The 16,075-nt window shown below is 47.7% G+C and carries 11 protein-coding genes; 10 read left to right on the top strand and 1 reads right to left on the bottom strand.

The window, feature by feature from the left end; genetic code table 11:
* The first annotated feature begins 70 nt into the window (after positions 1–70).
* The 6 genes from AB0L18_RS00540 (at position 71) to AB0L18_RS00515 (ending at position 5,479) form a co-directional block, all read left to right on the top strand.
* Positions 71–601 (top strand): CIA30 family protein, encoded by a 531-nt coding sequence (locus AB0L18_RS00540; protein ID WP_367390636.1) that lies wholly within the window; start codon positions 71–73, stop codon positions 599–601.
* A 432-nt stretch (positions 602–1,033) separates the two neighbouring features.
* Positions 1,034–2,284, top strand: a complete 1,251-nt coding sequence (locus tag AB0L18_RS00535) for an NAD(P)/FAD-dependent oxidoreductase (protein WP_367390635.1) — start codon at positions 1,034–1,036, stop codon at positions 2,282–2,284.
* A gap of 53 nt (positions 2,285–2,337) precedes the next feature.
* Positions 2,338–2,649 carry a TusE/DsrC/DsvC family sulfur relay protein gene (locus AB0L18_RS00530; RefSeq protein ID WP_367390634.1) on the top strand — a complete coding sequence of 104 codons (312 nt, stop codon included), beginning with the start codon at positions 2,338–2,340 and terminating at the stop codon, positions 2,647–2,649.
* Positions 2,650–2,775: 126 nt separating this feature from the next.
* Positions 2,776–3,255 carry a DsrE/DsrF/DrsH-like family protein gene (locus AB0L18_RS00525; protein ID WP_367390633.1) on the top strand — a complete coding sequence of 160 codons (480 nt, stop codon included), beginning with the start codon at positions 2,776–2,778 and terminating at the stop codon, positions 3,253–3,255.
* A gap of 268 nt (positions 3,256–3,523) precedes the next feature.
* The gene (locus AB0L18_RS00520) at positions 3,524–4,699 is read left to right on the top strand and encodes a nitrate/nitrite transporter (RefSeq protein ID WP_367390632.1); all 1,176 of its coding nucleotides are present in this window, start codon (positions 3,524–3,526) and stop codon (positions 4,697–4,699) included.
* 66 nt (positions 4,700–4,765) lie between these two features.
* Positions 4,766–5,479: a class I SAM-dependent methyltransferase gene (locus AB0L18_RS00515; RefSeq protein ID WP_367390631.1), complete on the top strand. Its 714-nt coding sequence runs from the start codon at positions 4,766–4,768 to the stop codon at positions 5,477–5,479.
* A 302-nt stretch (positions 5,480–5,781) separates the two neighbouring features.
* Here the strand turns inward: AB0L18_RS00515 and AB0L18_RS00510 are convergent, their stop codons facing one another.
* Complete coding sequence (locus tag AB0L18_RS00510; RefSeq protein ID WP_367390630.1) at positions 5,782–10,353, bottom strand: reprolysin-like metallopeptidase; 4,572 nt, start codon at positions 10,351–10,353, stop codon at positions 5,782–5,784.
* Between the two features lie 192 nt (positions 10,354–10,545).
* Between AB0L18_RS00510 and AB0L18_RS00505 the strand changes: the two genes are divergently transcribed.
* From AB0L18_RS00505 to AB0L18_RS00490, 4 genes are all read left to right on the top strand, one after another.
* A complete protein-coding gene (locus AB0L18_RS00505; RefSeq protein ID WP_367390629.1) occupies positions 10,546–11,664 on the top strand; it encodes a DEAD/DEAH box helicase in 1,119 nt (372 codons plus the stop codon).
* Positions 11,665–11,717: 53 nt separating this feature from the next.
* A complete protein-coding gene (locus AB0L18_RS00500) occupies positions 11,718–12,770 on the top strand; it encodes an OmpA family protein (RefSeq protein WP_367390628.1) in 1,053 nt (350 codons plus the stop codon).
* 264 nt (positions 12,771–13,034) lie between these two features.
* Positions 13,035–14,156, top strand: coding sequence for a DUF6183 family protein (locus tag AB0L18_RS00495; RefSeq protein WP_367390627.1), 1,122 nt, complete (start codon positions 13,035–13,037; stop codon positions 14,154–14,156).
* A gap of 64 nt (positions 14,157–14,220) precedes the next feature.
* Positions 14,221–16,032, top strand: coding sequence for a flavin monoamine oxidase family protein (locus tag AB0L18_RS00490; protein WP_367390626.1), 1,812 nt, complete (start codon positions 14,221–14,223; stop codon positions 16,030–16,032).
* Positions 16,033–16,075 lie beyond the last annotated feature (43 nt).

Below are 16,075 nucleotides of genomic sequence, written 5' to 3'. Positions count from 1 at the left end.
GCCATCCCCTACATCTGGCTAAATCTTGCCTTCAGGGGAAACAATTTGGGCCAAGGATTATTTCATAGTCATGAAAGCTCTAATTCTCAGCATCAATCTCTTGCTTATGGCTACGGCACCACTGCTATTTGATTTTACTATCGATACTGATCTCGCTGCCTGGCGCGTTGTTGATGACGTGGTGATGGGTGGCCGCTCGGATGGGCACTTCAAAATCAATGAGGCTGGTAATGGCTTGTTTTATGGTGAAGTGTCGCTGGAAAATAACGGTGGATTCTCCTCTGTTCGGCACCGTTTTTCGGCTATTCCGGTGGGGGATTACAGCCACTGTGTCATTCGGCTCAAGGGCGATGGGCGGCGCTATCAACTCCGCTTCAAGAGCAGCCTCAACGATGCCCATTCTTACATTTACTACTTCACTACCAGCGGCGAATGGGAGGAAATCACCGTACCTCTGGCCGAGATGTACCCCACCTTCCGAGGCCGCAAATTGCGGATGCCCAACTACCCCGGCGAGCAACTTGCTGAGGTTGCTTTCCTGATCGGTAACAAAGAAGCTCAAACTTTTCGCCTGGAGTTGGATTATCTGCGGTTGGAGTAGGGGTGGATGGTACTGGGTATTGTGTACTGGGTACGTGGTATTTTGATTTTCTTTTGGTGCGGGGTGCCGTTTTTCCCCACATAGGGTTTTTTGAACCACATAAGGCACCTAAGGACACCTAAGATTTTTTGTTTTGCTAGAAGTAAGATCACTATTTTAGGCCGCTAAACCTAAGAGGGAATGATCATGTCACAAACATACGAGGATAGTAGTCGCTCCACTCCGGGCTCCGTAGCGTCGGGTTTTATACCCGACTACGGAGCCCGGAGCGAAGCAGCGGACAGCCTGGTGCCGATCGGCACCACATCAATACACGGGCTGTTTTTTGCCTGCTTTATGAAATATGATGAAAATCACATGTTTGGTTGATGAAAATCAATGGCGCTGGCGTTGGGATCACCTAGTTTTGTTAGGAATTAGATAACTAACAATATGAAAAACCTGTTGATCTTAGGTGCCGGTACTGCGGGAACGATGATGGCCAACCATCTGAGCAAGAAGCTGCCGACCAAGGAATGGCAAATCACAATTGTCGACAAGGAAAAAGCACATTATTACCAACCTGGGTACCTGTTTGTGCCTTTCGACATTTACCAACCCGAGCAGATTGTCAAGTCTATCGACCAGTTTATTCCGAAAAGAGTGAAGCTGGTGCGCGAACCCATCGACCGGATTGCGAAGGACGATAACCAGGTGTACCTGGGTAATGGTGAGGTGCTGGACTATGATTTGCTGATTATCGCTACGGGCACCGATATTGCGCCGCAAGAAATTGAGGGAATGTTGGGCGAACACTGGCAAGAGAGCGTATTCGACTTTTACACCTTCAGTGGCGCGAGTAATCTGCGTAAGAAACTGATGGATTGGGAAGGAGGTAAAATGGTGGTACACATCTGTGAGATGCCCATCAAGTGTCCGGTAGCTCCGCTAGAGTTTGCTTTCCTGGCCGATTCTTTCTTCAAGAACAAAGGCATGCGGGATAAGGTAGACCTCACCTTTGTGACGCCAATGGATGGTGCTTTCACAAAGCCGCGTGCGACCAAGGAACTGAACTACTTGCTGGAGCAGAAAAACATTCGCATTGTTCCCAATTTTAACATTGAGCGGGTAGATGGTGAAGCACGCAAAATCTATGATTACGGTGGCCAGGAAGTAGATTACGACCTGCTGGTGACGGTGCCCACCAATATGGGTAATCCAATGATCGAGCGTTCTGGTATCGGCGATGACCTGAACTTTGTGCCCACCGACAAGGCGACGCTGCAAAGTTTGGTCAAGGACAACATCTTCGTGATCGGCGATGCTACCAATGTGCCAGCTTCTAAGGCGGGGTCTGTGGCCCACTTTGAAGCCGAAATCCTGACGGAAAACATCCTGGCCTACATCGCTGGCGAAGAACTGAAGGGTAGCTTTGATGGCCACGCCAACTGTTTTGTGGAAACAGGCAATGGCAAAGCCTTGCTGATCGACTTCAACTACGACCAGGAACCAGTGACCGGTACCTTCCCACTACCCGGGGTAGGCCCGCTGAAACTCCTCAAAGAAAGCAAGGTAAACCACTGGGGCAAGCTGGCATTCCGCTGGATTTACTGGAATATGCTCATCACCGGAAAACCAATCCCCTTCGTGTCTTCCGCGATGGCGACGGCTGGGAAAGACATTGAGCCAGTGCCCGTAGGGTAAACCATCCACCAACAACAACAATCAACCATCCACCAACAACAATCAACAATACCATGGCAACGAAAACATATGCTGGAACCAATGTAGCTTGTAACGAAGAAGGCTACCTGATGAACCTCGAAGAATGGACCAAAGAAGTAGGCGAGGAGATTGCTAAGGAAGAAGGTATCACCATGACCCCTCAGCACTGGGAAGTGATCGCCTATCTTCAGGATCAATACCGTCAGCAATTACCGCTGACGATCCGCAAAATAGGCAAGAGTGGCGTGACGGATATCAAAGCCTTTTACCAACTCTTTCCCGAAGGACCTTTGAAAAAAGCGAGCAGAATTGCGGGGATTCCTAAGCCGGTGAGTTGTATCTAATCAGCGTTTCGTGGATAGCCACGAAAGCACTAAAGCACGGAATAGCACGGAATATATTTTTGTGAACTTTAGTGTTTTGGTGCTTTAGTGGCTAACCAAAGGTTTTGCCAACTAAAAAAAACAATCATGCAAAAGAATCATAAAGTCAAAAAGATGATGCTCATCTTGTCTAAAGCGACTTTAGACAATGTATACGCCTGCTTTATTTTGGCCAATGGAGCTCGGATGGAAGGGATTGAATCTGAGATTTTCTTCACCTTCTTCGGCTTGGAGGCTATCCAAAAGGCTAAGCTGGAGCATCTGCACGTAGCTACGGTAGGCAACCCCGCGATGCACATCCCCAGCGTATTGGGTGGACTGCCTGGTGTGGAGGCGATGGCTACCAAAATGATGAAGAAAAAGATTGAGGATTTGGATATTCCTCCTATCGGCGAGTTCCTGGAAATCCTTTCTGCTTCTGGCACCAAAATGTGGGCTTGTAAGCTCGCTATGGACATGTTTGACCTCGAAGAAAAAGACCTTATCGAGGACCTGGACGGCGTACTCACCGTAGGTGATTTTTACGGACGCGCCGAAGGAGAAGGGACGCATGTAATTTTCATCTAGAAGGAGAGGCTGATAAAGTCGGAAGTCAGAGGTGGGAAGTCGGAATTAATAGGACACGCGAAGCTGAATTGGTTCACTGCCACTAAATGAACATAACAAAACAAAGTCGGATATAGGAACCGGGAGTAGAGCTTTTAGCTGCTTCCGGTTCCTTTTTTTGAACCATATAAGTACATAAAAGAACACATAAGCGTTTTTTGGTGCTTCCTAAATAATTCCGACTTCCGATTTCCCACTTCCGATTTCAAAATCACCTATTTTCGCAGGTATGAAAATACCTGGCCACATCCTTCCCGTCATTGTAATTGCTCAGTTTTGCTGTACTTCCTTGTGGTTTGCTGGTAATGCGGTGATGGCCGATCTGGTGATAGATTTCTCCTTGCCGGTGAGTGCATTGGGCGATCTTACTTCTGCGGTACAGTTTGGGTTTATTACGGGTACCTTGCTGTTTGCTTTGCTGACGATAGCCGATCGGTTTTCGCCGGCAAGGGTGTTTTTTGTCTGTGCTTTGCTGGGGGCGTTGTTCAATATCGTCTCTATTGGTGCTTTCAATACGCCCTTCACGCTACTGCTGTTGCGGTTTTTGATGGGGTGCAGTCTGGCGGGCATTTACCCGGTGGGGATGAAGATTGCGGCGGATTATTACGCGCAGGGCCTGGGCAAATCGCTGGGATATTTGGTGGGTGCATTGGTGTTGGGGACGGCTTTTCCGCATTTGTTGCAGGCTTTCAGTGGTGAGTGGCCCTGGCGGTTTGTATTGTTGTCAACCTCTGGCTTGGCGTTGTTGGGAGGTGGCTTGATGCTGGTGTTGGTACCAGATGGTCCTCACCGACGAGCAGGACAAGGGATCGACCTAAGGGCATTTTTTAGGGTCTTTAGCAACCGCTCTTTCCGGGCAGCGGCCTTTGGGTACTTTGGCCACATGTGGGAGCTGTATGCCTTTTGGGCCTTTGTGCCGGTTGCTTTGCTGGCTTATAGCGAGCTGCACCCCGCGGCTAGTTATAGCATTGCTGTTTTGTCCTTTGTGATTATTGGCGTCGGGAGTGTGGCCTGCGTGTTGGGTGGCTATTTATCGCTGCGTGTTGGAGCTCGCAAGGTTGCGGCGGTAGCTTTGGCCTTTTCGGGCTTATGTTGCCTGCTTTCGCCTTTGTTTTTTCTGTATGCCCCTGTGGAGGTATTCGTGTTATTCCTGTTTTTTTGGGGCATGATGGTAGTGGCCGACTCGCCGCAATTTTCTACCCTGGTGGCCCAAAATGCCCCCGCTGAGCAAAAAGGTACCGCTCTGACGATTGTCAATTGCCTTGGTTTTGCGATCACCATTCTGAGTATTCAGTTGCTCAACTATTTGCAGTTGGAGGTGGAACCGGCTTACTTGTTTATAGTGTTGGCGGTAGGGCCGTTACTGGGCTTATGGGGTTTGTTGCGGGGGAGGTTCAACGCGTGATGTTTTTGAAATGGGAGGGCTAAAAGAAGATATAGAAATAGTCAACAAAAGACCTAACTTCATGAAATGGAAAAGATTTACGACCCAAAATATGTAGAGGAATTATTCAATAATATGAGTAGTTCTTATTCGCTAATGAATGTGATCACATCATTTGGATTCAGTGAAAGATGGCGACGGAAGTTTATAAATGAGATAGAAATCGGCGAAGAATCAACTGTAATCGACCTGATGACGGGAATGGGGGAGTGTTGGAAATATATTCTATCAAAAGAGAAGAGGGTAAAGAAATTGATCGCGCTTGATATATCGAGCGAAATGATAAAAAGAGCGGAGAAAAACAGACGAAAATATGAAGGATATGACATCGAAATCCGGAAAGAAAATGTATTCGACAATGGAATAGAAGACGAAGAAGCGGATTATGTGGTCTCTGGGTTCGGTATGAAGACCTTCAATGAAGAGCAATTGAAAAAATTAGCTAAAGAGATTGATAGATTACTGATCCCAGGAGGCAAATTTTCACTAATTGATGTATCTGAACCCAGAATGAGGGTGTTGAAAATATTCTACATGTTTTATCTGAATAAGGTGATACCAATATTGGGTGAGTTGTTTTTGAAAAACCCAGAAAGCTATAAAATGCTAGGAGAATACACGAATAGATTCAAGAACTCAAGGGGAGTGTTGGAGATTTTCAAGGATCATGGATTTGAAGTGGAATATGTAGAATATTTGTATGGTTGTGCAAGTGGTATAAAAGGTCGTAAAAAACAGTAGACCAAAAAGCACTAGCGTCTAACTAAGTTTAGAGAAGTCATGCATTAACAAATGCAAGGCCAAGCCAAGGATCATAGGTGCTAAAAGAATAGTTATAAACGGGATTCAAGGCCGAATTCAGTTCGACAGTGCTATCAAAATCGGAATAAGTATATTGGAAGACCAGCAGATCCGTATCCGTTTGGTTGGTTTCGTAATAAGAGATGGTATCAATGTTATTGTTAGGGGCTCTGACAAAAAAAAGCGTTCCCCGGCCAATTAGCCAAGGAACGCTTGCTTGTAAAAATCGCCTCCAGCTTTTTCTACATTTTTACGAAACGACTCCTGCCTTTGCTTTCGTTATCGGAAACGATCACTTCGTAGCTTCCGGCTGGTAAGTGTTGTACATCGATCGTGGTTTTCAGATAATCACCGGGTTTAATGACGCTTTGTTCCAGTAGCAAACGACCAGCTACATCATACACCAGGATACGAATATCCCGTGCGGTAGGTGATTGTAGCTCCAGGGTAAGCTGGGTACTGACGGGGTTGGGATACAGGCTAAAGTGCAAATCGAAAGCCAGATTTGCGACGCCAACGATGTCGATCGTGATCACTTCCGAACTGACGGTGCAATCATTCGCATCCACCGCGATAATGATGTATTCGCCATCGGGTAAATCGGCAAAGGTGCCGCTGTCTTGAAAGCTCAGTCCGCCATCGATGCTGTACATCAACTCGCCGGTGCCGCCAGTAGCCGCTGCCATTATGGTGTTTTCGATCACTTCGATAGCAAGGACTATCTCCGGCGCATCTTCTACTGAGAAAATCCCTGCAATAAAGATATTGCCCTGCGCATCCATGATGCTTACTGGATAGAAACCTGCTGATAAGCCTTCAAAAGTATTGTTGTCGCTAAACACTTCACCGTCGATACTGTACTGGTAAGGGCTTTCTCCGCCCACCACGTCCGTGATGATCAGTACACCGTTTTCATTGTCGGTACAATCGGGGCTTGTCGTAGCGATGGTCGCACTTTGGATGAGGTTGATCGTAATCGGAGAGGAGGTGCCGATACAGCCATTTTCGTCCATGACGGTAATTTCATAAGTGCCGTTGGGCAAATCAGCGAACTCATTTTCCGATTGAAAGTTCTCGCCATCAATGCTGTAAGTCAGCATTCCTGAACCTCCCGTAGATGTCACATTGATGGTATTATCAGTGGCCATGGCTGCTACAATGATACTCGTACCCGTTGCCAGCTCTACTGTATTGGTGAGCACGGTGTTTCCAAGAGCATCCATGACCGTCACCAGGTAGGTACCTGCGGCCAATTCCGTAAAGACGTTAGAGATCTGAAAGCTCTCTCCATCCAGGCTGTAAGTAAAGGGCGCATCGGGCCCCGTAGCGTTGACGGTGATCTGTCCATCGGTGTCGCCGGCGCACACGATAATTTCGCTTACGTAAGAAGCACCAACCAAAGTGCTCGTCCCAAACTGGATGGTAAAAGTCTCGTTGGGTATCCAGCCACCATTAGGGGCGATTAGGCTAAAGCGGAAGTCGTCTTGCGTAGCGTCAAGGTTGGTATTGGTGTAAACCAGGCGTCCATCGTTGATGTCGGCTTGGGTAAAGGAAACTCCAACCGCAACGGGAGCCTCATCAAGCATCAAGGTGCCTTCTGCGGGCAGGCTAAGTAGCGTAAAAACCATAGTGGCCGCGTCTTCTCCGGGCAGGTTCGCCAGCAAGTGACTGTTTGGAATGCTCGCTGTAGTGCCAGCTTCCAGAACGAAAATATTGTTGACCAGGGTAGGGGCTACAACTGGTGGATGGCCTAAACAAATGTCCAGGCTCCAGCTTTCCAATTGACCACCATCCTGATCGAAATTATCGGTAATCGCCAAGGTCCAAACGCCCAGAGAAGAGCTGCCGGCATAAGTGCCCAGCGGATCAACAGGTTGGAAAGTTCCGTTAATGGCGTAGCCGCCCTCGTTGCCGCAAGTGGCATCCAGTACGGAGGCATCATCCTCTGCCGCGTCGTCGAAGGTCAGCAGCAGGTTGTCTTGATCACAGCCGAAGTTGGAGGTAGTAATGCCCGGTTGGTTAAACAAATTGATGGTTACGCCTTGTGGCGACTCCAGCACTGCATTGAGGTCGCCTACCCAGGTATGGGAAACCTCCATACTACTCGTCATGGTATTGATGGTCAAATCATCCGGGATGTTGATGGTCGCAAAGAAGGTGCCTACATCATTGTTGGATATGTTCACCGGTACATCACCACTGGTGTAGGTGATGCAATCATTACCTATGGTCTGGAACGCAAAAAATGCCGAGGATGCACCCCGCCCACATAAATTATCGGCCGCAATTCGCCAATAGTAGACGGTACTCGGAAGGAGGTTTTGTGGCTGATAGGTATTGATATTTTGGTCTAAGGTGGCCGTTTCTATCACCGTTGCACCGAAGGCAGGGTTGGTGGCAATCTCAACAAAGTAGCCACTGGCAGAGGGGAGGAGCTCCCATGTCAATAAGGTATTGGCTTCCTGAGCAATTGCGCCGTCTACAGGCAGAGACAGTGCCAAATCGTCGAGTGTACCGCTGACGACGGTCAACTCCACCGAGCGATCAATGCTGATGGAGTCTGTCGTACCATTAAGCATGATCTCATAGACACCACCGGCTACCTCCATCAGGTTGCTAATGGTAAGGGTAGAGCTTGCTGTAGGCAAAATGTCATTGTCGGAGAAAGTCGCCGTTGCATTGACCGGTACGCCGGTTGCGCTCAGGTTTACGATTTGGTCAAAGCCCACAAAGGGCGTCAGGTCAAGTTCATAGTCAACCGTTTCCACGTCATTACAAACCTCTAGACTAAGAGGAGACACTTCGATAATAAAGGTCGGTTCTGTGGGTTCGCTGATGGAAAAGTTTTCATCTGAAATGTCGAAAAAGACGTTGTCAGAACAGACGACCATCACGCGGGCCATGGTGGTCACCTGGTTGGGAACTTGCAGCGCGTAGTTGCCGTTGTTTGGCACTTGGCTAGCCAGCGTAATGGGATAGGTAAAGCCACCGTCCAGCGACAGCAGGATATCTACTACTGCACAGCTGACCGGAGCGGCATCGGTGTTGGCCACATCCCAGGTGACGGTTTCCATTTGTCCGATCACCCATGCTACGGGTTCGTTAGGGTTTTGTACAACAAAGGGGCCGGCAGCTTCCGTGAAGGTCAGTTCCAGGTCGTCTTCAATGGTGCAGCCGCTGCCTAGGTTATTGTCACGTAAGGTTACGCGAAAGCTCATGGCACGGCTTACCGCTGGTAGCGACTCCCATCCGTTGTCGGTTCCGGCGAGCAAGTCGTTCAGGCGTGGGAAATAGCGGGTAGGGCTTTCTGTAGGGTCGAAGCTACGAAAAACGGGCCCTTGGGTATTGGTAGGTTGAGGCGGCATGTCACCTACTTCGTTGTCCATCTGTTCCCAGCAGTAAGTGAGCGCATCGCCGTCGAGATCTTCCCCAATAGCGGTCAGCCGGAATGGCGTAGCGATGGGCAGGATGTAGTTGTTTAGTTCAACTACCGTAGGAGGGTTGTTCCCGGTTTCGGTGAAAACCGCACAATTGTTGCCTTCATTGTTATTGATGTAATTGGACATCTGCTGAATGCTGATGGCGTGGAAGTAATCATCACTATTGGATTGTACGTTGGGGGAACAAATTCCTGCATAACCCATGATGGTAGAAGCACTTCCGGGCTCCATGGCCGAGAAGCCGCTACGGTTGCAATCGTTGTTCTGCGTATGTCCAGCGCCAAACTGGTGGCCCATCTCGTGGGCGACGTAATCAATGTCAAAGGGGTCTCCAACGGGGTTGTTGATGCCGGTCACGCCGTTGCCCTTGCGATTGGGGGAGCAGATGACACCCAAGCCCGCTAGCCCGCCGCCTTGGGTACTGAAAATGTGGCCAATGTCGAAGTTGTTGCTACCGATAATGTCTATACATTGTGTATGGCATTCTCCAATCATTTGCCCAGGGTTGCCATCCTCGTAAGGGTCGGTTTCCGTATCGAGGAAAATTAGGAGGTCGTTGTTTTCGACAATTTCCATTGTCACGTTCACATCCCGCTCGAAAACGCCGTTGACGCGGGTCATTGAGGTATTCATGGCGGCCAAAACGCCCTCGACGGTGCCACCGTGAAACTGAGCGTACTCCCCGGTGCAGGTCAGCGCTAAGCGGTAGGTGCGTAAGCGGCAGTCTCCTTGCAGCAAGTTGCGAGCAGGATCATCCAGTGGGGCTGCATTACTGCCTTTCGCGACCTCTTCTTCCGTAAGACAAGCAAAGTTCTGATTGGCTTTGGTGAAGTCTTTTTTGTAATAAACAATGTAGTGTTCGGTATCGCCTTGTGCGTAAGGGTCGATATAAACCGTACCGTGCCGCGCCGAATGAATCATGGCGTGAAACCCGGCAGGCGTAAGATCGAGCCGTACGCTGGCCGTAGGATCATCGATGCCAATGCCTGCATAAGATCGGATGTTGGGGAAACGTGCTGCCAGCCCCGGTGCCAATACTGGTGCGTAGCATACTCGAAAACGCTCCATGCTACCGTCGGCTACCGGCAATTGCAATACGGTTGCTTCCTCAGCAGCCTGTGGGCTGAAGCGGAGTGGCGCATTGCGTAATACAGGACGCAAAGTTTGCTCATTCAGCCGATAGGTTAAGTAGCGATCAGGAATGATCCTTCGCTCGGAATTAAACGAAGAGAAGGTGGCTTCTTCCTGGACCGTCCAAGGGTTGGTATCCTCCCATATTTGGGCGGATAAACCGCTGGAAAAGGTCGTTAAAACCAGGAATAAAAAGAACGATTTAAGGAATGGCATAGCGTTATGCCCACTGCGTAGTGTCATACTAGATAGTTGATGATTTAGGTTGTCAAGACCAAAGCTAATGAGAAAAAAGCGTCGTGGAGGAGAGTGGGGGGAGATAGTGTCGGTTGATTTGCATAAAAACACACCAAAGGGGATAGCTGGCTAAAGCCCAACTCAAAACACAATATTTGTCATAGAATCCAACTACCTTCGTGCCAGAACAATAACAATATGGCAACATTTTCAGAACTAGGAATAAGTAAGGCTTACATAAAAGCACTGAAAGAACTTGATATAATATTTCCAACTAAAATTCAAGAAGAGGTCATACCAACCCTTTTAGGGAGTAAGACCGATTTGATTGGCTTAGCGCAAACAGGAACGGGAAAAACAGCCGCGTTTGGCCTGCCGCTCTTGCATTCCATTGATGCTTCTAAAGCAGAAGTTCAAGGTTTAATCATTGCCCCAACACGGGAGCTGGTTCAGCAAATTCAAAAGCAACTCTTCAAATTTACCAAATACATTGATGGGAAGATTTTTGTAGAAGGCGTTTACGGTGGTGAAAAGATCACTAAACAAATCAGGGCCTTAACCAGACCTACCCACATCGTTGTCGCTACGCCAGGCCGCTTGATTGACCTGGTAGAGCGCGAAGCAGTAGACATCTCTAATGTCAAAACGTTGATACTGGATGAAGCGGATGAGATGTTGAGCATGGGCTTTCAAGAAGAGCTGCGTAGCATTTTAGCCTACAATACCTCAAAGTGGAATATCTGGCTGTTTTCAGCAACGATGCCCGAAGAAATCAAACAGCTTATTGAAGGCACCATGTCGGCTGATGTGGTCAGCATTGAAGCAAATAGAAATGCATCCGTAAATGAAAACATTTCCCACCACTTTATTAATACCAATATTAAAGACAAGTTAAATGTAATCATCAGAATTCTCAGTAAAAGAAAGGACGAAAGAGGGGTGATATTCTGTCGGACGAAAGCGGGTGCCCAAAAGCTATCTAAAGAATTAAAAGACAGTGGTTTTGCGGTGGAAGCACTAGAAGGGGATATGCTCCAAAAAGAACGCGACAAGGTAATGCGTGCCTTCAAAAACGAAAGCCTTCAGGTATTGGTATCTACCGATATTTCGGCGCGAGGTATAGATGTGAACAACCTTGCTTTTGTATTGCACCATCAACTACCCGATCATTTAGATTATTATACCCACAGAAGCGGCCGAACCGCCCGGGCAGGTAACACAGGGCAGTCTATTGCTTTGATCATCCCTGGCGAAATGCAAAAAGTGCTGGAGCTGCAAAAAGCATTAGGGATAAAATTCAAGGAAATGACGGTTTAAGCGGTGTGCTCTACCCATCCTCCACGCTCGGGAGAACCTAAAAACTCACAAATATGAAAAATCTCTTCCTCTTCTGCTTTGTAGCGCTACTTCAGCAGATCGTCGTTGGGCAGAACCTGGTGCCTAATCCGGGTTTCGAATATTGCCGGATACCCATTAACAATTGGATGTTCACCAATGTGGAGTTTGATGATTCGATGATCAACTGGTTTTCTCCGAATTCGGGGTCCCCGGATATTCTACAACTAAAGGAGCTGGGGAGAATGCGAAACGCACGACCCAATGTTGCGATTGCCTCCTACCGTTCGAGAAGTGGGAATGTAATGGTGGGCCTGAAGCTATTGGGTTGCGAAGGTGGTGAGCATTGTAAAGAATTCCTCCAAGTCGCGTTCCGCGATTCGCTCGAAATAGGGAGAAGGTACTATTTTGAAGTCTGGACGAAACCGATTGGGAACTCCATCAAGATCAATAATATCGGAATGCTGCTTTCTGTGAATAAGATCGAAAAATACGGGGAAGGCATTTCTGGTTACCGACCAACGATCAATGTGGACAACATTGTAGATGATATTGATGATGAATGGATAAAAATTTCGGACACTATCTGTGTGGACAGCAGCTACCAATACCTGGCAATCGGTAATTTTTATGCAGACCAACAAACCCAAACAGTGGTGGAGCCCGGTGGCTTGAATTACGCTTACTACCTGTTTGATGATGTACTTCTGGTCGCATTAGCCGAAGATTGTAATGGGGTAACGGTAGCTAGTATCTTGAATACTAAAAACATTCAATTTGAAACCAATAGCTCCACGCTGAAATCCGACTCTTTTCTCGACTTGAACAAGTTGGTCACCTTCCTTAAAGACCATCCAGACAAGCGCATCAGGATAGAAGGGCATACCGACGATGTGGGCACCTCCGCCTATAACCAACAACTTTCGTCGGACCGAGCCAATGCCGTGCTTCAATATTTAGTGGCTCAGGGGATTTCCAGCGACCGATTAGTGGCGGAAGGGAAGGGAACCTCCGTCCCAATCGCGACGAACGACGATGAAGAAGGTAGAAGGCTCAACCGGCGGGTAGAGATTGTTTTTTTGAATTAAAGGGCTAAAGGTTCAACAATGATAAGATTTGTCGTATTTCTCTTCGTTACCCTCGTATTCCTTTTTTTGAGCTTTGCTAATCAATTGGTAAGCTCAACGAACCAAACACACGCTTTTACGCTCTTCTGTTATCAGGAAACTCCCTTGGGAGAGGTAGGAATTCAATAGGTTTTGCTGCTCTGACATTTTCCGCGCTTATGTTGGTCGTATTATTGATCGACTTATAAATAAGATAATATGTACAGTTCAAGTAGGTTGTTGTTGATGGCTAGGCAACTACGCTTTCAAATGGGGATTATCGTGATCGTCTTTATTTCTTCGTGTAATCATTCTGGAAATGTGCATGATTATCTGGCTTCACTGGCAACACCTATTGAAGCAAAAGATTTAAAAACGCTGGATAGGATTTATGAAAATCTTGAGCAATATAAATTAGAAGACCTCCTTGTTGTTTACGATAGGATGCTCTATGAGGAGGGTACAATGTCTACCCGTATCAAACAACGTAGCCTTTGGTTGATTGCAAAGAACAGTGACGAAAGTACCATCGATGTATTATTTGATCTGGCCAGAAAAGATCCTTTTATTGACCAGGATAGTTGGGTGACTCACTTGGTTTCCAATCGACCTCCGGAACAAATCATTGACTACTTGTCAAAAGCAGACCTTGGGGAGGAGGACGCTTATTTAGTCGATAATATCTTGCAAACGATGCTAATGTTGGGGCATGAATTTAGCGCTGAGCAGCAAGCGCAAATTGACGCTTTAGCATTGTCTTTTAAAACAGTATTCGACTTTTTGCCCCAAGCATTAAGAGACATAGAGAAAGGGTTTGTAGAAAACAGAGAAACCTTCTTTACTTCTAGTATTGCACCTTTTACATTTTTTCTGGTTGAGGAAAAGCCAGTAACAAAAGAGGAGTACGATCGTAAACAGATGCCTGTCTTGTTCTTAAAGGCTGAAGCACTAAAGGAGCATATAGCTCCGCTGTTTAGCAGGTATTTAGAATTAGGAGAGTTTTCAATGAGTGGAGGTCTCAGTCCGGAAAAAATACTCTTTTCTATTCATCGGGCTTACTACCCGGGGCGTAGAATAGGTACGCTGAAGCTTACGAAATTGCCCTCCAATACACTTTATTCGGCATTGTGCTGTAAGTCTTCATATAATTTAGCCTTGAGTAGGATGACTACCTGGAAAACCATGGCCGGGTTGGCTCACTTGGACATTACGAATTCAAATGTGGACCTCATTGAGCAGAAAATAAATGAATTTGATTGGTACAGATTCAATTGTGACGAAAAAAAATGGTTCTCCAGTTCCCACAGCTGGGGCATTCTCGGAATTCATCATCAGGATAGGAAGTTCAGCGTGCTGGTTTATAATTAATCAAGCATAAGATTTACGCACCTTTTTTCTACCTTTAGCTGCAACCTAACTTACACCCATATTCATGCGAAATTTTAAAGATGTTAAAGGCATAGAGCACTACGATATTGCTATTGTAGGTGCAGGAATGGCCGGATTGTACGCCGCCTACCGCCTGATGAAGGAAAAGCCCAAATTGAAGATTGCCATTTTTGAGCGCCTTAACCGTACTGGTGGGCGCCTGGATTCGGATATTATCAAACTGACCAATAACGGCGAGCTGGTTTCGGGAAAGCATAAGCACCATGATGTCAATACCATCAAAGAAGAACAGGGCGGCATGCGTTTCAACGACAGCATGAAAGAGCTGATGAACCTGATCCATGAGCTGAAACTCGAAGACCAGATTGTGCCCTTCCCCATGAAGAGCGAAGTAGTGGTGAGGGAAGGAGAACCTGCGGTAAACACGAACCGTTTTTATTTCCGGGGATCGGGTTTTTCGGTGGCTGATGCCGTTGAAAGCGATAACAGCATCTGGGGGGAACTCTACGAAATCGACCAGACAGAACAGGGCCTTGACCCCAATCAGATCATCGCCAATGCGTTTAACCGCATCCTGAAAGCCAACAATTGGGCCATGGGCGAAGAACTCACGCCTGACCAATGGACCGAGATCCGGGAAAAGGTAAAATGGAAAGGCAAAACCCTCAACAAGTGGCACATCTGGGGCCTCTTCCGCGACATGGGCTATTCCGAGGAATGTGTACGAATGTTGGCAGATACGACCGGCTTTCCGGATACCTTCAAGGCCTTCACCAATGCGGGCGGTGCTTTTCAGTTGTTGGCGGATTTTCCGAACAACCCGGTTTACAATACCTTTATTGATGGATTCAGCACCCTGCCCGATGCGATCGTGAAAGCGATAAAGGGAAAAGTTCCTATCTACCTCAGTACCAACCTGAACAGCTTGCACAATGCCAAGGACGGTTTTGAGCTACGCCTCGCTGCTGCCGAACGGGGAAACAATGCCACGCCTTTCAGCAAAGATACCCTCTCTGTTCATGCCAAGGAAGTCATCCTCGCCACCGCGGTGAAGGGAATCAGCGATATTTTCTACAAATCGCCCGCGCTGTTTCGGCACAAAAATGCTCCTCGCCTTTGGGAGGCCATCAACGAAGTGGAAGGGGCAGAATTGATGAAAATTAACCTCTATTTTAAAGAAGCATGGTGGCTCAACGGGATGACGGGTAGGCCTGCCATCCAGTTTGGTCCCAATTTTACCACCCTACCACTCAACGCCATCTACCCATTCTATGCGTTGGAAACTTTGCAGATCGACGGGGAAAAGGTAACACTAAAGGAGAAACATTACGATCGCCCTGCCGCCCTGACCTTGTACACCGATTTTAGCAAGAGCCAGTTTTGGGAAGGACTGCAAAATATCGAGCCGATGTTTGATTCAGAATTGCAGCAGCACTTTTCAAAAGCCAAGGCCCAGGATATTTTTCCCGCCTCCCAGGCGGTGGTGGAGGAGATGATGAAGCAACTGTGCCTCCTCTTCGAAGCCACCAACTTGCCGGAACCCATCCTGACCAGCTACCGTTCCTGGAACGGCAAAGACGACTTTGAGTACGCCTACCACCAGTGGCGGCTCAACGCCGAAGACAGTGTGACCCGCAAATACTTGTCGAAACCCTACAAAGACAAAGGCATATATCTGTGCAACGAAGCCATCTCCGATATGCAAGCCTGGGTCAATGGCTCCTTGCGCTCGGCCGACCTTGCCCTGGCACATTTCGACATCGAACCCATGCCTTCTCCTCCCAAGGAACGCGGTGGACTGGACGAAGTAGCTAAACCACAGAAGAAACTCGGGTTTGGCGGGGTTTGGGGGTGAGCTTATTAGTCGCGGAGCCTGCCTGGCAGCAGATAGGTCTGTG

This window comes from Lewinella sp. LCG006 (genome assembly GCF_040784935.1).
Taxonomy (GTDB): domain Bacteria; phylum Bacteroidota; class Bacteroidia; order Chitinophagales; family Saprospiraceae; genus Lewinella.
Note: the sequence above shows the minus strand (reverse complement) of the source record. Positions and strands in the feature narration are given on the sequence as shown.